General features: G+C 61.4%; 15 protein-coding genes. 5 read left to right on the forward strand and 10 right to left on the reverse strand.

Annotated elements, in window-relative coordinates:
• Nucleotides 1-137: 137 nt before the first annotated feature.
• Nucleotides 138-281: a hypothetical protein gene (locus tag NDJ10_RS07805; RefSeq protein WP_296160840.1), complete on the reverse strand. Its 144-nt coding sequence runs from the start codon at nt 279-281 to the stop codon at nt 138-140.
• 182 nt (nt 282-463) lie between these two features.
• Here NDJ10_RS07805 and NDJ10_RS07810 point away from each other — a divergent pair, with 182 nt between their 5' ends.
• Nucleotides 464-2,674: a PhoX family phosphatase gene (locus NDJ10_RS07810; protein WP_296160841.1), complete on the forward strand. Its 2,211-nt coding sequence runs from the start codon at nt 464-466 to the stop codon at nt 2,672-2,674.
• A gap of 81 nt (nt 2,675-2,755) precedes the next feature.
• On the opposite strand, the gene NDJ10_RS07815 is transcribed toward NDJ10_RS07810, so the two are convergent.
• Genes NDJ10_RS07815 through NDJ10_RS07830 form a run of 4 tightly spaced genes read right to left on the reverse strand, consistent with a single transcriptional unit; the run spans nt 2,756 to nt 6,924 of the window.
• A complete protein-coding gene (locus tag NDJ10_RS07815) occupies nt 2,756-3,538 on the reverse strand; it encodes a DUF2894 domain-containing protein (protein WP_296160843.1) in 783 nt (260 codons plus the stop codon).
• Entirely contained in the window at nt 3,535-4,176 is a 642-nt protein-coding gene (locus NDJ10_RS07820; protein WP_296160939.1) for an OmpA family protein, read from the reverse strand. The genes NDJ10_RS07815 and NDJ10_RS07820 overlap by 4 nt, the downstream gene beginning before the upstream one ends.
• Nucleotides 4,173-6,143 (reverse strand): DUF802 domain-containing protein, encoded by a 1,971-nt coding sequence (locus tag NDJ10_RS07825; protein WP_296160845.1) that lies wholly within the window; start codon nt 6,141-6,143, stop codon nt 4,173-4,175. Before NDJ10_RS07825 ends, NDJ10_RS07820 begins: the two co-directional genes overlap by 4 nt.
• The gene (locus NDJ10_RS07830; RefSeq protein WP_296160847.1) at nt 6,136-6,924 is read right to left on the reverse strand and encodes a DUF3348 domain-containing protein; all 789 of its coding nucleotides are present in this window, start codon (nt 6,922-6,924) and stop codon (nt 6,136-6,138) included. Before NDJ10_RS07830 ends, NDJ10_RS07825 begins: the two co-directional genes overlap by 8 nt.
• Nucleotides 6,925-7,280: 356 nt before the next feature.
• On the opposite strand from NDJ10_RS07830, the gene NDJ10_RS07835 reads away from it, so the two are divergent.
• The 4 genes from NDJ10_RS07835 to NDJ10_RS07850 all read left to right on the forward strand — a co-directional run bounded on the left by NDJ10_RS07835 (nt 7,281) and on the right by NDJ10_RS07850 (nt 12,633).
• Entirely contained in the window at nt 7,281-8,594 is a 1,314-nt protein-coding gene (locus tag NDJ10_RS07835; RefSeq protein WP_296160849.1) for an MFS transporter, read from the forward strand.
• Between the two features lie 30 nt (nt 8,595-8,624).
• Complete coding sequence (sixA, locus tag NDJ10_RS07840; RefSeq protein WP_296160851.1) at nt 8,625-9,086, forward strand: phosphohistidine phosphatase SixA; 462 nt, start codon at nt 8,625-8,627, stop codon at nt 9,084-9,086.
• A gap of 90 nt (nt 9,087-9,176) precedes the next feature.
• Nucleotides 9,177-11,171, forward strand: a complete 1,995-nt coding sequence (locus NDJ10_RS07845; RefSeq protein ID WP_296160853.1) for a pyruvate kinase — start codon at nt 9,177-9,179, stop codon at nt 11,169-11,171.
• A complete protein-coding gene (locus tag NDJ10_RS07850) occupies nt 11,140-12,633 on the forward strand; it encodes a Ppx/GppA phosphatase family protein (RefSeq protein WP_296160855.1) in 1,494 nt (497 codons plus the stop codon). Before NDJ10_RS07845 ends, NDJ10_RS07850 begins: the two co-directional genes overlap by 32 nt.
• Here NDJ10_RS07850 and ppk1 read toward each other — a convergent pair.
• The 5 genes from ppk1 to NDJ10_RS07875 all read right to left on the reverse strand — a co-directional run bounded on the left by ppk1 (nt 12,610) and on the right by NDJ10_RS07875 (nt 20,503).
• Nucleotides 12,610-14,712 (reverse strand): polyphosphate kinase 1, encoded by a 2,103-nt coding sequence (gene ppk1 / locus NDJ10_RS07855; protein WP_296160858.1) that lies wholly within the window; start codon nt 14,710-14,712, stop codon nt 12,610-12,612. The two genes, NDJ10_RS07850 and ppk1, sit on opposite strands and share 24 nt — an antisense overlap.
• A 106-nt stretch (nt 14,713-14,818) precedes the next feature.
• Entirely contained in the window at nt 14,819-15,403 is a 585-nt protein-coding gene (locus NDJ10_RS07860) for a YqiA/YcfP family alpha/beta fold hydrolase (RefSeq protein ID WP_296160859.1), read from the reverse strand.
• 63 nt (nt 15,404-15,466) lie between these two features.
• Nucleotides 15,467-16,342, reverse strand: coding sequence for an efflux RND transporter periplasmic adaptor subunit (locus tag NDJ10_RS07865; RefSeq protein ID WP_296160861.1), 876 nt, complete (start codon nt 16,340-16,342; stop codon nt 15,467-15,469).
• Nucleotides 16,339-18,354 carry a DEAD/DEAH box helicase gene (locus NDJ10_RS07870; RefSeq protein ID WP_296160863.1) on the reverse strand — a complete coding sequence of 672 codons (2,016 nt, stop codon included), beginning with the start codon at nt 18,352-18,354 and terminating at the stop codon, nt 16,339-16,341. Before NDJ10_RS07870 ends, NDJ10_RS07865 begins: the two co-directional genes overlap by 4 nt.
• Complete coding sequence (locus tag NDJ10_RS07875) at nt 18,347-20,503, reverse strand: efflux RND transporter periplasmic adaptor subunit (RefSeq protein WP_296160865.1); 2,157 nt, start codon at nt 20,501-20,503, stop codon at nt 18,347-18,349. The genes NDJ10_RS07870 and NDJ10_RS07875 overlap by 8 nt, the downstream gene beginning before the upstream one ends.
• Nucleotides 20,504-20,516: the final 13 nt, after the last annotated feature.

The raw sequence follows: 20,516 nt of genomic DNA on the forward strand, positions 1-20,516 counted from the left end.
TCAGTTTCCCTGACTGGGTTCAACGCGCACTTGATGATTCGCAAGGCGAAGGGAGGATGTTTTTGCGTCATGCCCCAAAAGGGCTGAACCATGCGGGCTGTCAATGATTCATCGAAGATGGCCGTGCGTCGGCACTTTCATTCCATCGCAGCGCGCAACTCTTGAGATGTGGCACCCAGACGACGAATGCCCATCCGTGCAAGTTCCTTCATGAAGCCGAGTGCCGCCTCGGGATACGCGCCAGACCAGGCGTTGAAAATCTCCCATTGCAGCGTGCTCACCAGAGAAGGGGAGTTGGAAACTGAAGTCACACCTCAATGTTGCCAACCTTATATGTCACGAATGTGTCACAGAGAGAAAACTGTCACCAAATCATCATTCATTTTTCATGCAAGCGTCACAGTGCCTCATTAAGCTTGCAGCGCGATCATGTCGTCGCAACGAAATACCCAGGAACACCCCAATGACCCAAAAATTTGATTTCAACGACGAGAACTCCAATACCAGCAACAACCCGAGCTTCGACTCAGTCCTGCAAGCGCGCTTGAGCCGCCGTGGCGTACTGCGGGGCAGCGTCGGTACCGTGATGCTCGCCAGCGTGGGCCTGAGCGCCTGCGGTGGCAGTGACGATGCCGTGGCCGCACCGACCGCGCCCTCCTCCACGCTGCTGGGGTTCACTGCCGTGTCCAAGAGCCTGACCGACGCCGTGCTGGTGCCCGCCGGCTACACCGCCAGCGTGATTTACGCCCTGGGTGACCCACTGACAGTCAGCACGGCCGCCTACAAGAACGACGGCACCGACACCGACTATGAAAACCGCGCCGGCGACCACCACGACGGCATGGAATGGTTTGGCCTGGACGCCTCCGGCAAGCCGTCGCTGACGGCCACCGACCGTGGCCTGCTGGCGGTGAACCACGAAGCCACCACCGACGAGAAGCTCAGCTCCTTCTTTCTGCACGCCAACGGCGGCACCAGCACGCTGCCACGCCCGGCGGCTGAAGTGGACAAGGAAACGGCCATTCACGGCATCTCGGTGGTCGAAGTCAAAAACACCAGCAGCAAGTGGGCCACAGTGCCAAGCTCGGCCTTCAACTTCCGCCTGACCTGCCTGAGCGAAGGCATCCAGCTCAACGGTCCGGCCCGTGGCAATGCCCTGATGGTCACCAAGCACTCGACCGACGGCACCAAGACCCGCGGCACGCTGAACAACTGCGGCACCGGCAAGACGCCCTGGGGTACCTTTTTGACCGGCGAAGAGAACTGGGCGGGTTACTTCACCCGCAGTGCCACCGACGACACGACGCGCGGTGGTGCCACGACGAAAAGCGTAGTCGCGCTCAAGCGTTATGGCCGCAATGCAGGTTCGGGCAGCCGCCATGGCTGGGAAACCGGTGGCAGCGACGACAAGTACGCGCGCTGGGACATCAGCCAGGGCACAGGCACAGCCACCGACGACTACCGCAACGAACTGAACACCTTCGGCTACATCGTCGAGATCGACGCCTACGACAAGACCAAGACCGCCCGCAAGCGCACCGCGCTGGGCCGCTTCGCGCACGAGAGCGCCGCCTTCGGCAAGCCGGTGGTCGGCCAGCCGCTCGCCGTCTACATGGGTGACGACTCGCGCGGCGAGTACATCTACAAGTTCGTGTCCACCAAGACCTGGGCCACAGCCGACGCCAACCCCACCGACCGTATCACCACCGGCGACACCTATCTGGACGACGGCAAGCTCTACGCGGCCAAGTTCAACAGCGACGGCACGGGCAATTGGATCGAATTGACCACCAGCAACCCGCTGATCTCGGGCTACGCCAGCTATGCATTTGCCGACCAGGCCGATGTGTGCGTGAACACGCGCCTGGCCGCCGACGCGGTGGGTGCGACCAAAATGGACCGCCCCGAGTGGTGCTCCACCAACGTGGCCAACGGCGAGATCTATTTCACGCTGACCAACAACAGCAACCGCCGTGTCGAACCCACTGGCAGCCAGTTCGCAGTCGACAGCGCCAACCCGCGTGTCTACAGTGACATCAAGAACGGCAGCAGCACGCAAACTGGTAATCCGAATGGCCATGTGCTGCGCATGAAAGAAGGCGCAGCTGGCAATGCCGCCACCAGTTTCAGCTGGGACGTGTACGTGTTCGGCGCCGAGTCCAGCGCGGCACCGGGCACCGTCAATCTGTCCAGCCTGACCGACGACCAGGATTTCTCCAGCCCCGACGGTCTGGTGTTCAGCCCAGCCACCGGCATCATGTGGATCCAGACCGACGACGGCGCCTACACCGATGTCACCAACTGCATGATGCTGGCCGCCCTGCCCGGCAGCGTGGGCGATGGCGCCAAGAAGACGCTGAGCTACACCAAGGCCGACAAGAGCATCTTGACCGTGGACACTTTTGTTGGCAAGACCCCCGGCGACGACAAGCTCAAGCGTTTCCTGGTCGGCCCCGTTGGCTGCGAGATCACCGGCCTGTGCGAAACCCCCGACGGCAAGGCGATCTTCGTCAACATCCAGCACCCGGGCGAAACGACCGCCATGGCCAATATTGCCGACCCGACCAAGTACACCAGCCAGTGGCCCAGCAACGCCGGTTACGGCGCTGGCAAGCGCCCGCGCTCGGCCACCATCGTCATCACCAAGAACGACGGCGGAAAAATCGGTACCTGATGCGTTGACAACTCAGCAGATAACTCGAAGTTGATCGCGGCCCTGCCGCTTTGCCCGGCCCCTGCAAGGGGACCGGGCTTTTTATTTTGAACGAGCGCCACGGGCTTTCATCTTCTTGCCAGCATCACCCTCAGCAGCCTTTTTGGCGTTGACTTGTTTTGCTTTATCGCAGTGATCCAGGCACAGCAAGGTATCGGTATAAGACGTAAACCGGTTGAGGTAATCGGGCGAGATGTCGCGCATCAACGTCAATGAGCGCAACACCAGCATGTGCGAATTGATTGGCCCAGGATTTTTTGGCGCCTGGTCCAGTGCGTTGGCCACCTGCTTGTCAACGCTGAGCTTTGACCAGGTATTGCGGAAATAATGCATGGTTTTCAGCTCGGGGGGCGCTCCGGACGTCGCGTTGAAACCACCCGCCAGACCGGTGTCGACATGGCCGGGAGCCTGTTGCGCAAGATGTCGAAGCAAATCGCCCAAAGTGGCACCCGGCACACCGGCGTTCAGGCTCACGATGGCTCGGTGCACACCCTTGAAATCGCCGTTGGCAAAGCGCCGCTGCAGATCGGCGACGGCCTGCGGGTTTTGCGGCGCCGTGCGCGCGATGGCATCCTCTGCCGCGCCTTGTGCTGCATCGAAACGTGCGCGAAAAGCGCCCAGCGCCTGCGCCAGTTTGTCGTCAAGCAGACGTTTCACCGGACCCGGTTGGGCGTTTGCGCGATCAGCCAGCACTTGCAGGTAATGCAGGCCGACGGGATCAAACTGGTCTGCACCTGCCAGGCGCAAGACAGCGATCTGGCGACTCCCCTCCCCCGGCTGACCAAACAGCGCATCCGGTGGGCCGCTCTGGTCAACGACAGTCATGGCACGGCATTTTTCAAATTGGCAGCTTTGGGCACCGGCGCCATTTCAACGCGCCGGTTTTGCGCCCGCGCCGCATCGTTGCTATTGGGGGTGACCGGCTGCTCGGCACCAAATGCCGCCGCAAAGACCATGGACGAAGGCATGCCTTCGTCAATCAAAGTGCGCGTGACAGTCAGTGCACGCTGGGCTGACAACTCCCAGTTGTCAACAAAACGGGGATTGCCATCGCGTATCGACCGGTCATCGGTGAAGCCGCTCACCATCAGCAGTTCATCGCGCGATGCCAGATAGGCCCGCAGTGGGGTGACCAGGCTGTTGAGCAGCTCCCGGCCCTCCGGCTGCAACTGGTCGGAATTCAACGAGAACAGGACGCGGCCACTGATGCCAATGCGCCCGTTGTTGAGCGTGATCCGGCCCGTGGCCAGCGGAATCGCCAATGCTTTTTCAAGCGTCATGCGGCGCTGCTCTTCGAGCTGGCGTTTCTGGATCTCGGCTTCGAGGTGGGTTGCGAGTTCCAGCTGAACGCCCAATACGCCCACCAGAATCAGCACAAAAGCCCCCAGCAAACCCGACATCAGGTCGCCAAAAACGGCCCAAACCGGCGCGGTTTGCTCGATGCCGTCACGCTCGTCCATCAGATCACCTCTTCGGCGGACAGCGCCTGCCTGGCCGGGAACTGGCGCAGTTCTTCAAAAATCTCTTTTTGCGACATGAGGCTCAGGTCGATGATTTCGCGCGCCTGAGCCACGTAGTAGGCCAGTTGGTCGTCACTTCTGGCCATGGATTTGTCCAGTGCACCCTCAATGCGTTGCAGATTGCCAATCAGTTTCTCATTGGCCTCATTGAACGATTTCACGGCAAAACCGAAGGTTTCACCCAGACTTGCAACTTCGATCGCGCTGCTGGTGACCTCAGCCGCATTGCGGGTGACGTGGGTGGCAATGTCGGCGAGCCTGGCGGCTTCTGTGCCGACCTGCTCGGCAAACTGGCTGCCGGTATGCTTAAGCGCCACCGCGGCAGAGGCGACTAGCGCGTCGATGGCTGCGCGCTGCTCAACAGACGCCTGATGGGTCGCGTCAAGCAATACATTGAGCGTGGCCATGATGCGGCTGCGTTCTGCCAGCTGTTCTTTGTCGCGCGCAATACTGTTCGACATTTCCTGGCGCATTTGCCCAATGACGTCGGCCGCGGCGCGTGGCGCCTCTGACGCGATTTCAATGAGTCGTGTGATCGGGTCTTCCAGCGCACAACCCAACGTTGTCAAATGGTGGGTCAGCGCAGTTTGCAAGTCGCCCAGGCGTTCAACCGCCGCCTTTCCCCGCTGCTCTTCCTGCTCTCTGAGCGCGCCGAACTCGTGGTGCAACAGGCTGACACCGGCCTGCGCCTGCTCTGAAATTTGCTGCGCTGTGCTGGCCAGCGTGGTGCAGACAAGCTGCTGCTGCGCATGTGTCTGCACACCAGCCTGCTGCCATTCGCGCTGAAGCGTCGCGGCCATGGTTTCCAGCGATTCCATCCACGTCGCCTGCCGTTGTTGATCCCGCAATGCCTGGTCGGCTTGCAGGCTGGCGCTGGCCTTTTCGTGGCTGGCGAGCGCCGCTGTCCACATCTCTGTGACGGTGGCAACCGTCACCCCAAGCTTGGCAGAAAGCCCGTCAAGTTGCATTTGCGCGGTATCGGTCATGCGCTGGTGCTGCAAGCTTGCTTCCTGTGCCATGCCCGTCATGGCGGCTTCGAATACCGGTTTGATGCCCTCTGCGGCGAGCTGGGCACTTTGCGTCAGGCTGGCTCTGAGCGATTGGTCCACGGATGCGGCCAGACCGGTATAAACATCTTTGACTTCATTTTGAAAACTGATCTGGTTGCTGAGCAAACGGTCGTTCACCTGCTGGCTCAGCCGTTCCATCTGCACCATCATCGCCTGCAATTGATCAACCACCACAGGCAGGGCCCGGGCCTGGGACTGCAGCGCTTGGTAGGCTTCCTGGCGCTGATGGGTGAGCGAAAAGCCGCGCAACACCGTGGCAATTCTGGTATCGAGCCGTTGTGCCGCCAGCATTCTTTCGCGCCGGCTGATGGCAGACATCAGGCCCAGCATGGCCGACGCCGCAACGCCTGCCACCGAGGTTCCAAAGGCCAGCCCCAGCCCCTTGATCGGTGCCGCCAGCGCAGCGCGGATCGCCTGAAGATCGGTGGTTCCTTCGAGGGAAAAGGCAGCACCGTTGAGGCTGACGACCATGCCCAGAAAAGTGCCCAGCATCCCCAGCATCACCAGCAGCCCCACCAGATAGGGCGTGAGCGCAGGACCGGGCAAGCCGATGCGCTCGCCTTCTATGCGCAGGCGCACGGGGTTCTGGAGCGAGGGATGCACCTTGTCAAGCCAGTCACCCAGGTTCGACAACGGCTCAGGAATCGCAGCCAGCGCCGCAGACAAGGTCGAAGTGGCCTGTCGAAACTGGCGTAACTCGTGCGCGCCGAAGCCATAAACCGCGGCAATGATGGCCGTCATCACCAGCGCCAGGCCAGGGGAGTTGACAAACCCGGCGCCGACCCAGACGACCGCCATCGCGCCCAGCAAAAAGGCCCCCGTGAACAGATTTTTATACATTGATATGGTGTTGTGTCGTGGTTGAATTCAGGTTGAAGGCTTCAATGAGCCCCAGGGTCGGTTGCAAGCGAACGTCCAATTCTGCGAGCAGCACAGTCTGCAGCTCTTGCCCAAAGCCAGCCAGCCAACCAGCGGGTTGCATCTGCGCGCCGGGTTTGCCGGCTTGCAGCGTTTCCACCAACGCCTGCTGATGTGCGCTGCGCAATTGATGGAAGCGTTTTTCGAGCAGCGCGGGGATGGTCGAGAACAATTTGCTCTCGCGTTCACTCAGGATGGCGTCAAGTGCGGCATCCAGTGTCGCGAGCTTGCGGAGCGCGGGCGATGACTGACCCAGCACCTCCCGCACATGGATCCGCAATGGACGCACCTTCAATTCGATGTCGCGTTGCTGTGCAAGATAGTTTCGGCGATACGGTTTATAAGTCGTGGCGTCTTCCATGTCAGCGCCAGGTTCTGGTGACGGCGGCTCCATGCGGGTCCGGTCCGCATCGAACAAGCCACACCTGGTGATTGAATTCACCAGGTTTGCCCGCACCCGGGCGTAGGCTTCGCTCAGGGCCAAGCGGCAAGCGGACTGGGCACCAGCGGGCGTGTCTGGCAGGCTTGCGGTGCTTGCGTTGTGCACCGCAGACAGGGCAATGGCGTCGGTAAATTTCACCCACAGGCCCAGCTTTTCAGCAAAATCGCCGTCCGGCGCGCGCCCATCCACCACAGCCAGGTCGGCGAGAACACGGACAAGTCTTGAGCTATGGAAGTTGGTGCGGGTCAGGGCTCGCATCATGGCGTGGTGTGATTCAAATCGAAAAAACAGGGATCGGGGAACTGCAAGCTCACCCCGTTATCTGCACATACGCTTGCTTCAGACAGTTGCGAGCCCGTCTGAACCACTTCGTGCGGAAACGGAATTCAAAAAGTCAACATTGGCTGCCAGCTCGTACCGGATGTCCGATAGCTACCGGACCGGGGATGGGCGTTGTTGAATGAATCGACATCCAGCGCAGCACCGGGGAACCTGCATGGTGCGGCCGAATTTTACCGCCAGAAAGCAATCGCCGTTCCCCGGTGGGCGATGTCCGTCCGATGGTATTTGGGATTCCTTTCGGGGTGGGCGGCTGTCTTAAACTCCAGCCCTCCATCATGTCACTTTTTTCCCAACAAGCCCTCCAGCCCGGCGTGCGCAAGCGCGAGGTCTTTGGCTGGGCGATGTACGACTTTGCCAACTCGGGCTACACCACGGTGGTCATCACGGCGGTGTTTGCCGCCTATTTTGTTGGCGGCGTGGCACAGGGTGCGACCTGGGCCACACTGGCCTGGACGGCTGCGCTCAGCCTGTCCAATGCCATCGTCATGCTCACCATGCCCAGCCTGGGCGCCTACGCCGACCTGCGTGCGGCCAAAAAGCGCCTGCTGGCCCTGTTCACGGCGGGCTGTGTGCTGGCCACGGCTGCGCTGGCGTTGGTCGGGCCCGGCAGCGTGGTGCTGGCGCTGGTGCTGATCGTGGTGTCCAACACCTTTTACGCCTGGGGTGAATCGATGACCGCCGCGTTTCTGCCGGAACTGGCGCGCACCGAGTCGCTGGGCAAGGTCAGCGGCTGGGGCTGGGGTTTTGGCTACTTTGGCGGCATGCTGGCGCTCGGCCTGTGTCTGGCTTATGTGCTCTGGGCGCAAGACCAGGGGCAACCCGCCTCACAATTTGTGCCGGTCACCATGCTGATCACAGCCGCCCTGTACGGTTCGGCCGCGCTGGTCACCTTTGCCCTGCTCAAGGAGCGGGCACAAGCCAACCCGACGGCGCTGGGACAAGGCGGCTTCAGGGCCGCCCTGAAACAGCTGCAACACACTTTTCATCAGGCCCGGCAATTCAGGGATTTCATGTGGCTGCTGGTCTGCGCGGTGTGTTACCAGGCCGGCGTGGCGGTGGCGATTGCGCTGGCCGCCATTTATGCCGAGCAGGTGATTGGATTCAAACAGCAGGAAACCATGGCATTGATCTTTGTGCTCAACCTGGCCGCGGCGGCGGGGGCCTTCGCCTGGGGTTACCTGCAGGACCGCATCGGCCACAAGATTGCGCTGGCCAGCACATTGCTGGGCTGGATTGCCACCTGCGTCATCGCCGCCCTGGCCACCACCAAGGGTGATTTCTGGTACGCCGCGGTCATTGCCGGCCTATGCATGGGCAGCAGCCAGTCGGCCGGGCGCGCCATGGCAGGCCTGTTTGCACCGCAACGTCAAGTGGCCGAGTTTTATGGCCTGTGGACCTTTGCCATCCGGCTCGCCAGCATCGTCGGCCCCTTGAGCTACGGCCTCATCACCTGGGCCACCGATGGTAACCAGCGCGCTGCCATCCTCAGCACCTCGGTGCTGTTTGTGCTCGGATTGTTGCTGCTGATGCCGGTGAACATGCAACGCGGACGTGCGGCGGCATTACAAGTCGATTCGACCCGTCTTTAAACTGTCATCTTGGGCCACTAAAGTATGGCGATGGACCTGATTTTGTGGCGCCATGCAGAGGCGCAGGAATGGACACCAGGCTGTGATGACATGGCCCGGCGCCTGACCTCGCGCGGCGAAAAACAGGCGGCACGCATGGCCGGCTGGCTGGACCGCCAGTTGCCTGACAACACCCGCATCCTGGTCAGCCCGGCGCGCCGCGCCGAGCAAACCGCCAGCGCCCTGGATCGAAAATTCAAGGTCCGGTCTGAATTGGCACCGGGTGGCACGGTGGCGCAATTGCTGGAGATGGCGCAATGGCCAGACGCCAAGGGATGCGTGCTGGTGGTGGGGCATCAACCCACCCTGGGCCAAACCATTGCCCAGTTGATCGGGTTGAGCGTCACCGAATGCACGGTCAGAAAAAGCGCGGTCTGGTGGCTGCGTCACCGCCAGCGGGAAACCCTCGTGCAGACCCTGGTGGTCACCGTGCAATCACCCGAAGTGCTTTGAAGCCGTCCAGCGGGTGCATGTCAAGACAAGGCTGGCCTGTGCTGCAGCAGTTTTCATGACATTGTCACGATTGGCATTTACAAATGCCACATGCGCTCCCCATCTCCTACCCCGAAAACCGCTCCGAGCCTTGGCACGCCACCCGTTGCGAAAGATGGCACTTCCCCGGACCTTGCGCTCTGCCTGAAGCTCATCGACCAGCTTGGGGCACTGCGCCAGGGCATGCTGGGCCGGGAACAGGCCATGGCTGAGGAACTCGCAAAGGTTCGGCCCGAATACCGTGACAGTGCCCGCAACCTGATTCACTACCTGACACTGCGTCAGGTGGATATACGTCCGCAACAGGAACAACTTGCCTGGCTGGGCCTGTCGTCCCTCGGGCGTTCCGGTTCCCATGTCCTGGCCAACCTGGACAAAGTGCTTGGCTTGCTGCACCGGCTCACGAACCAGCCCTGGCAGGACACCGTGGCAGAAGAACCCGCCAGCAGCCGGGAACTTCTTAAAAAACACACGTTCAACCTACTGGGGCAGGTGCCTGCCAATCGGCCGGTACGCATCATGGTCACCCTGCCCACCGAGGCAGCGACTGATCTCAACATGGTGCGCGATCTGGTGGACGCCGGCATGGACATAGCCAGGATCAATTGTTCGCACGACAGCGCCACTGACTGGCAGCGCATGGCTGCCAACGTGCGTCGGGCCGCGAGGGCGGCACAGCGTCCCGTCAAGCTGCTGATGGATCTGGGCGGCCCCAAAATCAGGACCGGGCAACTTGCCGGTCGGCCACCGGTATTGAAACTGAAACCGGGCAAGGACGAACTGGGGCGCGTCTATCGCCCGGCCCGCCTGCACCTGCGCCCCATCAACAGCGCCGAACTGATGCCGGAGACAGATGCCAGCATTGGCGTCTGGGATGTCTGGCTGGCACGCCTGAAGCTCGGCACCAGCATCAATTTTTCCGATGCCCGGGGTGCCAAACGCCACCTTCTGGTGATCCAGAACAATGAAAAAGGGGCGGTTGCAGAGAGCCTGCAAACCGCGTACCTGACACCGGAAACCACCCTCACGATCGGTGGCACGGGCGGCAAGAAAAAGCATTCCACCCTGGTTTGCCAGATCAACAGCCAGCCCGGCGCCCTGCTGCTGCGTGCCGGCGACAGCTTGCGACTGACGAAAGAAGCAACCGGTACAACAGAAGCGCTTGAAGACGACAGCGCCGAGCCACGTCCAGAGATGGCGCAGGTGGCGGTGACCTTGCCCCAGGTGATAGACCAGGTCAAGGTAGGCGAACGCATCTGGTTTGACGATGGCCGTATTGGCGGCGTGATTCGCCACAAGGCCGATGCCTGGATTGATATCGAGATCACCCAGGCCCGTCCGGAGGGCGAAAAACTCGGCGGTGACAAAAGCATCAACCTGCCCGACAGCCAGCTGAATTTACCAGCGCTCAGCGCCAAGGACATTGAGGATTTGACGACGGTGGCGGCAGAAGCCGATATGGTGGGCCTGTCATTTGTCCAAAAACCCGATGACATTGCGCTGTTGCGCGACCATTTGCAGCGCTTGGGCCGGCAAGACATGGGCATTGTGCTGAAGATCGAAACCCTGCAGGGTTTTGAAAATCTGCCCGAGCTCATGTTGTCTGCCATGGCGTCCCGGCTGGCGGGGATCATGATTGCGCGCGGCGATCTGGCCGTCGAATGTGGCTATGAGCGCCTGGCTGAAGTGCAGGAAGAAATCCTGTGCTGCGCGGAAACCGCCCATATGCCCGTGATCTGGACCACCCAAGTTCTGGAATTCATGGCCAAGACCGGCTTGCCGTCACGGGCCGAAATCTCGGATGCCGGACTGGGTGTGCGCGTCGAATGCGTCATGCTCAATAAGGGCCCGTACATTATCCAGGCCATTCGCGCACTTGATGACATCCTGAAACGCATGGTGGATCATCAGGCCAAAAAGCGCCCGCTGCTGCGAGCGCTGAGAGCCTGGGGTAGCGCCGGCAACATGGCTTCTGATGCTATGCTGGCAGCTTTGAAAACATTGAACGACGACCATGCAAAACACAACGCGTCTGGCAGCTGTTGACCTCGGTTCCAACAGCTTCAGACTGGAAATTGGACGCATTGAACACGGCCAGTTTTACCGTACTGAATACCTCAAGGAAACCGTGCGTCAGGGCAATGGCCTGGACGACAACCGCAACCTGACATTGCAGGCGATGCAGCGCGGCTGGGACTGCCTGGCGCGCTTTGGCGAGCGCCTGGCAGGGTTTACCGAAAGTGAAGTGTGTGCCGTGGCCACCCAAACCCTGCGCGAGGCGCGCAACCGCGACGAATTCCTCGCCACCGGCATGCAAAAACTGGGCTTCCCGATCGACGTCATTTCGGGCCGTGAAGAGGCCCGGCTGATCTACCAGGGCGTGGCCCAGGCGCTGCCGCGCACGCAGGAGCGCCGTCTGGTGATTGACATTGGCGGGCGCTCCACCGAGATCATTCTGGGCCAGGGTCGAGAGCCCTTGCAGATGGAGTCCTACCGGGTCGGCAGCATTGCCTGGTCGATGCGTTATTTTGCCGACGGCCTGTTTACCAGACGCGCCTTCCAGACCGCCGAAATTGCCGCCAAGGCGGTGCTGGATGAAGCGCTGACCCTGTATACCCCCGACCAATGGGACATGGCTTACGGCTCGGCCGGCACCATCAACGCCGTGGCCGACGTGCTGGTGGCGGCAGGCTGGCCCGCAGGATCGGTCACGCGCGAAGGCCTCGACTGGCTGCAGGACAAACTGCTGGCAGCGCAAAGCACCGACCGCCTGCGCCTGGCAGGCATGCGCGACGACCGCAAACCCATCATCGGCGGAGGTCTGAGCGTACTGCGGGCACTGTTCGATCTGCTCGGCATTGAGCGGCTGGAACAGGCCAGCGGCGGCTTGCGCCACGGGCTGCTGCAGGAGATGCTGGGCTCTGGCCAGCAGCAACACACTGATTTGCGCGACCATGCCGTGGAGCGCCTGGCCGCCAAATTTGGGGCCGATCCGGTGCACGGCAATCGGGTTGGCCGCATTGCCAATGCACTGTTCCGGCAAATCACCGGTGGCGCCGTCAATGAGCGCGTCAGCCGCAAACTCACCTGGGCAGCCCAACTGCACGAAATTGGCGGCCACATTTCACACAGCGATTACCACAAGCACGGTGCCTACATCCTGGACAACACCGATGTCATGGGCTTTGCACTCACCGAATTGCACAGGCTCAGCCTGCTGGTGCTGGGGCACCGTGGCAAACTGCGCAAACTGGATACCGATTTTGAAGACCAGATGTTCATCCAGCAACTCTTGACGCTGCGCCTGGCGGTCGCGCTGTGCCATGCCCGGCGCGACCCGGACCTGACGGGCATCAGCCTGCGCCAGGATGCCAGGAATGTCCGTCAATTTGTCCTCACGGTACGCAGCAACTGGGCCGGCCTATTTCCGCAATCCGCCTATTTACTCAACGAGGAATGCGTGGCCTGGCAAAAAACCCCATGGTCATTGCGCGTGCTTGAAGACTGAGCCGTCATAACGTTCCATCAGTGCGGCTTGCGCACCATGCGGCACGTTGGCAGCGTCCGGCGAAACCCGGGCGTAATGGCCATCGGGCTGCAGGTCCCAGGCATCGATACCGTCATGCAGGTAGGCCACCAGACATTCATCGACCAGACGTTGACGTTGCTGCGGGTCAACAATGGGCCAGGCCAGCTCGACCCGGCGCATCATGTTGCGGTTCATCCAGTCGGCGCTGGAGAGGTACAGCGCATCCTCGGTGCCCTGGCGAAAATAAAACACCCGCGAATGCTCCAGAAAGCGCCCGATCACCGAACGCACCCGGATGTTGTCGGTAACCCCCGGTACTTGTGCCGGCAGCATGCAGGCGCCACGCACAATCAGATCGACCTTGACCCCCACCCTGCCCGCCCGAATCAGCGCATGAATCAAGCCCTCATCAGTCAACGCGTTCATTTTGGCCACAATGCGGCAATCCACGCCCGCGGCCGCACATGTCGCCAGGTCATCGATCCTGGCCACCATCTTGCGATGCAAATCAAATGGCGCCAGCAACACCTGGCTGAGTCTGGGCAGACGGCTGTGGCTGGCCAGGTGCACAAACACCCGCTCCATGTCCAGCGTCAGTGCCTTGTCGGCGCTCAGGTGGCTGATGTCGGTGTACAGGCGCGCCGTTTTGGGGTTGTAGTTGCCGGTGGACAAATGGCCGTAGCGCACCAGGCTGCGGCCTTCTCGACGGGTAATGAGCATCATCTTGGCGTGCGTCTTGAGGCCAATCACACCGTACACCACCTGGGCGCCAATCGATTCCAGCATCTCGGCCCAGTTGATGTTGGCCTCTTCGTCAAAGCGCGCCTTCAGTTCCACCACCACCGTCACCTCTTTGCCAAGCCGGACCGCTTCGCGCAACAAATCCATCAGCTGCGAATCACTGCCGGTGCGGTAAATCGTCTGCTTGATTGCCAGCACCTGCGGGTCATATACCGCCTCGCGTAAGAAGTCGAGCACACCGGCAAAACTTTCAAACGGCTGGTGGATAACCACATCGCCCTGCTTGAGGCGCGCAAAGAAAGACTCCCCCGGCACCAGCTGCGTCGGGTAGCTGCCCTGATACGAGGGGAAACACAGTTCCGGGCGATGCAGCAAGTCCACCAACTGGTTCAGCCGCACCAGGTTCACCGGACCCGCCACCCGGTACAGCGCCAACTCGGGCAAATCGAACTGTTGCAACAAAAAGGCAGACAAAAATTCGGAGCAGCCTGCTGACACTTCGAGCCGCACGGCCTGGCCATAATGCCGTGATTCCAGCCCCTGGCGCAACGCCGTGCGCAAGTTGCTCACATCATCTTCATCGACCGCCAGGTCTGAATGGCGCGTCACCCGGAACTGCGAGAACTGCCCCACTGAACGCCCCGGAAAGAGTTCGGACAGATGCGCCCGGATCACGCTCGACAGAGACACAAACACATCCCCCGGGCCCGCCACCCTGGCCGCCATGCGGATCATGCGCGGCAGCACCCGGGGCACCTTGACAATGGCAATTTCATTGGTGCGGCCAAAGACGTCCTTGCCACCCAGACGCACGATGAAATTGAGCGATTTATTGGCAACCTGCGGGAACGGGTGCGACGGGTCCAGCCCCACCGGAATCAGCAGCGGGCGTACTTCACGCTCGAAGTATTGTTTCACCCAGCGCCGCTGCTCGGCATTGCGTTCACCGTGCGAGATGATGTGAATGCCATTTCGGGCCAGCGTCGGTGTCAGCACGTCGTTGTACAGCGCGTACTGGCGCGCCACCAGGGCATGGGCTGCTTCGGCCAATTTGACGGAGGATTTCAGGGTGTAATTGCCCTTGTCATCCTGGTTTTGAAAAGCCGACAAATGGGGTTCGGCCCGCACTTCAAAAAATTCATCGAGATTGGATGAAACGATGCACAAATAGCGCAGGCGCTCCAGCAACGGCACCTCCGGGCGATAGGCCCAGTCAAGCACCCGCGCATTGAATGCCAGAATGCTGTGGTCGCGGTCCAGCAAGACCACATCCTGTGAAATTCTTGAAACTTTTACCTGACGCGACAGTGAGGTCATGATCAGCTGCACCAATTTTTTTGAAGACGATTGTTTCAATTATTTGTTGGTTTCATGACAGTGTCGTGACAACAGCCATGCCTGTTTTGAACCAGGTAACCAGACTTCAAACCAGCGCCAGAAAGTCCAGAATGTCTGCCAGATGTTGCTCAAAGTCGCTCAGTGCATGGTCGCCGGCGGGCAGCAGCTTGATGGCCGCGCCGGGGTAATGGCCGGTCATCTCGCGCCAGTCCAGCACCTCGTCGCCCCGTGCAATGACGGCAAAGTAGCGCTCCGGGCGGCTGATGCAGGCAACTTCCTGCGCCAGAAGTTCATCCACAAACGCCGGATCAAACCTGAAACTTTGCGCCGGGTCGTGCCACAGGGCATTGTCACCAACAGCGGCGGCCAGGTCGCGCGCGGGGTGCACCGCCGGATTGAGCAGCACCGCTTTGCAACCCAGGCGTTCGGCCAGCCAGGTGGCATAAAAACCACCCAGCGACGAGCCAACCACGGCCATGCTGCTGTGGGGCCAGTGGGCAATGCCCTGCAAGACTTCTTCCATGGCCAGTTTGGGCGAAGCCGCCAGTGCCGGGCACCACCAGCGCACATCGGGGTGGCGACTGGCCACCGTGGCAGCCATCAGGCGCGCCTTGTTGGAGGCGGGCGAGGAACGAAAACCGTGCAGGTAGAGCAAGTGGGTGGTGGGCATGGTGAAATGATCATAATGCAAGGCAGGTTGGCCCCTGCCACCTATGTCAGAGCCAGACCACGCCTATTTGGCCGCCGCGGTCTTGGGGCCCGAGCCCTTCGCGGCCAACTCCTGCAACGAGGGAAAGTCAATCCGGCAACGAATCCCGGCGGGCAGTTTGCCTGCTGTATTGGGCAACTCCAGCCGGGCACCAAAGGTGCCACTGGCCGAATCAAACACGCTGTCGATGACCGTCACCCTGGCGGTATAACGCCCGCCCAGCCCCTCGGGCATGACCTCGGCACTGTCCCGCATTTTGAGCTTGCCATAGGCGGCAAGCGGCAACACCACCTCAACCCGCAGCGGCTCCACCTGGGCCAATTTCAGGATCGGCTTGCGACCGGTGCCGGCCTCCGCCAGATCACCCGGATTGAGCATGCGGTCCACCACCACGCCATCGAAAGGACTGCGCAGCATGCGCCGGTTGAGCAAATCCTGCGCATGGCGATACTCGTAGCGCGCCATCTCGCTGTTTTCCTGGGCATCGCGCAATTCGGACTCGGTGATGCGTTTTTCGGCATCGGACTCGTCTCGCACCTGGGCCGAGACAAAATTCTGGGCGTGCAATTCGGCGGAGCGTGTCTGCTTCTTGCTGGCATAGTCGAAGCGGTTTTTGGCAGCGGCCAGGCGCCCCCCCGCCTCAGCGCGGTAACGCGCCATCTCCACCGCAGAACGCTCGGCTGACGACTCCAGTTGCACCAGTAGTTGCCCGGCGCGCACCCGGTCACCCCGCTTAACCATGATTTTCTCGATCACACCTTCCACCGAACTGCGGACTTCCACCGTCTGATTCGGTTCAATCAGACACTCGTACGGATTGGCCCACGCGGGTCCCGCCCCACTGGCCAGCAAAACCACAAGCGCACCAGCGGACTGGCCGGATAGATGATGCAACTTCATTCGCCTGCTCCTGTAAATGCCAGCACCTGATTGAGCTGGCGGTCATGTTTGAGATGTTGCGTCCGGATGGCGGCATGGCGCCGTTCAGCCGACCCCTGCGCCAGCATCCGCAAGCCATCAAACGCAGCCAGCGGCAAACGCACACCCAGGTCCATTGACCGGCGCAGCAAGTTGGTCAACGCCGGCGCACAGACCTCGAAAATTTCATCTTCGAGCGAAACAATCGCCTCGCAACTCCCCGGATCCCCCTGGCGCGCGCAGCGGCCAAAAAGCTGGCGATCAACGCGCCGCGAGTCATGGTACTCGGTCAGGATAACGTGCAAGCCCCCCAAACCCGCCACGCCTGCCCCGAGCTCGATGTCGGTGCCCCGGCCCGCCATGTTGGTGGCCACCGTGACCCGGCCCGGCTGCCCGGCTGCCGCAATGATCTCAGCCTCGGTCACGTCCTGTTTGGCGTTCAGCAGCGCATGGGCGACAGCGCGATGCGCCAGCACGGCACTGATCTGCTCAGAGGCCCGCACCGAGCGCGTACCGATCAGCACCGGGCGCCCTTCCCTTTTGGCCAGACGTTCGGCTACATCGGCCACACGCTCCCACTTGTCTGCCAGCGTCGGCAAGAACGTGACGCCCTGATGCAGCCGCTGCAGGGGCCGGTGCAGCGGTACCCGCACGACATCTAGCCCATACACCGACTTGATCTCACGCGCGGCCTCGGCCGCCGTTCCCGTCATGCCCGACAGATGCAGATAGCGTCTGAACAAACGCTGGTAAGTCAGGCGTGCCAGGGTTTCGCGCTGTGGGGTTGGTGTCAGCGACTCCTTGACCTCGATCATCTGGTGCAGGCCGCGCTCCCAGGAGCGGTCGGGCATGACGCGGCCGGTGGACTCGTCAACGATCTGTACCTTGCCATCGGCCACCACGTAATGCAGGTCGCGCTGGTACAGCCGCAAGGCGCTCAGGGCTTGGCGCACCAGGTCTTCACGGGCCCGCACCGAGGTCCAGGGCCCGGTATATCCTTCGGCATGCTGGTCCAGCTTGTCGCACCCCTGGTCGGTGAGCGCGACCGAACGCTCGAACGGATTGACAACGTAATCCTCGCCGTCAACCAGCGTTCTGGCAAACGTCAGGGCGACCTCGCTGTGCGTGGCGTTGTCACTACCCGGTGCCGTTGCCGACAAAATCAGCGGCGTGCGCGCCTCGTCGACAAACACGCTGTCAGCCTCATCGACGATGGCGAAATACAGCCCGCGCATCACCAGGGCACTTTTCGGTTCAGCATCCCCGCCCAGACGCTTGAGTGACTGGTGCAAGCGACTGTGGCGTCCCTGCAGCGCGACGCGATCGCGCAGGTAATCAAAAGCAACTTCCTTGTTGGTGCCATAGGTGATCGAGCAGGCATAGGCCTGGCGCCGCATGTCTTTTTCCATGCCCTGCACCACGGTGCCGACGCTGAGGCCGAAAAACTCGTACAAGGGCTTCATCTTCTCGGCATCGCGTTGCGCCAGGTAATCGTTGACTGTGATGACATGCACCGGGTAGCCCGCCAGCGCCACAATGCAGGCTGGCAAGGTGGCGCAAAAGGTTTTGCCTTCCCCGGTGGCCATTTCCACCAATCGGCCCCGCAGCAGCGCATGGCCGGCCATCAGTTGCGTGTCATAGTGGCGCTGACCAAGCGTGCGCTGCGCCGCCGCACGGATCAGGGCAAAGCATTCGGCAACACAGTCCAGCACAAAACCTTCGCACCGCAAGCGCGTTCGCAGCGCAGCCACGCGCGCGCGCAAAACCCCGTCGGGAAGCGGCATCAAGCTGTCTTCGATCCGGTTGGTTGCGGCCACAACCCACTGCATTTCACGCTGCACACCAGACAGCGCCGCCACGGCAGGCGCCAGTGTTGCCGCGTACAGTGCCACTGCCAGGCGGTCGTGCCAGCCGGCCTCCACTTCATCACGCTCGGCATAAGGCCGACCGCTGGCAAACGCCACATGGCCAAACAGGGTTTGTGACCTAGACATGGAACTGTGACAAGAACAGGCGCCGCACACTGCGGTACCACTGGTAACCAATGGGCTCGGGCGCATGCTGAAAGCGCGCGTGCACACGTTCACCAAAGAAAATGGGCACCGCCACACCCGCAGGCACCTCGACCGCCACGTCAAACTGGAAGGTGCGCGCCAGGGTGCGGGCGCCATTGGCATCACGTGGGTCGGTCATGAGCTGGCCACCGCCTTCAGCCGCCAGGACCCGGCTGGGCAGGTACTCGTCGCCAGCTGGCACCTCCCGCCCGAGCCTGCCCTGCAGCACCTGGTCGGGATGATGCGCCAGTCGCACCTGAACCTGCGTGCTGGCGGCGCGCACCGCATCAACCGACTCCTGCTCCACCACCACGCGGGCCACCAGTTCCGGCTTGTCAAGCACGTAGCCCAAGAGCTCACCCTGGCGGAAATAACGGCCGGGCAGGTCCTGCGCCCGGGGCACGGTGAAGGTTCCCGCCGACGGTGCGCGAACCGACAGAAGCTCAACCCGTTCCCGTAACGAAACCTGCGCCAATTTTTGGGCCTCAAGCTGCTCCAGCGCCAGGGCGGCCTGAGCGCGATTGCTGACGAACTGGGCCGAATAAATGGCATTGAGCTCGGCCACCTTGGCCTCCGACACGCGCAACTGCGACTCCAGATCGGGTTCGCTGAGTTGAACCAGCACATCACCCGCCTGTACCCGCTGGCCGGGTTGGGCCACCAATTGCGCCATAAAACCAGCATGGCCCGCTCGCACCAAGGCCGACTGGGGCAACCAGGCAACCCCCTCGGCGACCGTGCGAAACGGCGCTGGCACGACAAAAAGCAGCACCAGCAGCAGCGCACAAAAACCACAAAATACCGCCAGTACGCGCTTGCGCTGTTTCTGCAATCGCGCACTCTCCACCATGTGTTTCAGACTCTTGAAAACCGGCACGATCGCCATGGCAGCCACAGCCCACAAGGCCAGCACCACGCCGACAATGAAGAATTCGTTGGCAATGAACAAGGCAATGGCAAACGTGACAAAGACTCGGTAAAGAATGGACAACACACCATAGCCCAGCAACCAGGCTTTCTCAAGCTTCTTGTCTTCGGGGGTCGAAGCCTCCTTGGCACCGAACGCGTAACGCTCAATCAGGTAGCCCCAGTAACGGGTCGACCGGGCCGCCAAGTTGGGCATCTCCAACAGATCCGACAAAATATAGTAGGCGTCGTAGCGCAGCAACGGGTTGCCGTTGAAAATCAGCGTCGAGACACCTGCCACCACCATCACATTGAACAGGATCGCACGCAAGGGCGAGGGCTCGATCAACAGCCAGACATAAAAGGCAATGGCGGCAATGAACAGCTCAACCACCATGCCCGCCGCGCCCACCATCGCCCGCTGGAAGCGCGACTTGAACACCGTCGACGCTGACGCCTCGACATAGGGCACCGGAATCATCACCAGCATCACCACGCCGAGGTCGTGCACCTCGCCGCCACCGCGTTTGACCGCTACCGCATGACCCAGCTCATGCAGTGCCTTGATCAGCGGAAACACCAGCCACAACATCAGCAGGTTGCCACTGGCCAGCAGGCGATCAGAAAAGTTGCCACTGAGCTCGGACCAGTTGGGCGCCAGCAGCAGCAAGGCAGGCAACACCACGGCCAGCCACAACAGGCCGCCCCAAGGGCTCCACAACAGATCAATCAGCGGGCGGAACCGGTTCAGCACCGCATCGGGATCCCAGAAATGAATACGGATTGCCATCGGATTCGTGAACGAGCGCCGGCGCGTGGCGCGTTCCTGTTTTTCACCGCGTTCAAACAACTCCCTGGCATCGGGCGTGGCATCGCTTTGCAGCAAATCAGCCGAGTTCAGTTGCCCCAACAGGCGGATGATTTCGTCCTGCGTGGGCGCATCCTCACCGAATTGCCGGTTCGTCAATTCCCACAATTGCTGCACCGTGCGCTCACCATCCATGGCAGCAATCACAAAGCGCGCGGCCGGGGTAAAGCGGTGCACCCGGCTGGACACCGGGTCCTGCAACAAATACCACAGGACGCCACGGTAACGCATCCGGTGCAACCGTGCGTGCTGGCGCAAGCGGGGGCGCACCGTGGCCACCCGGTACCAGGCGCTTGAGAGCAGCGGCTCGCTCACTCTGCCCGCCTCA

Origin of the sequence: Rhodoferax sp. (assembly GCF_023700745.1) — a bacterium.
Taxonomy (GTDB): domain Bacteria; phylum Pseudomonadota; class Gammaproteobacteria; order Burkholderiales; family Burkholderiaceae_C; genus Rhodoferax.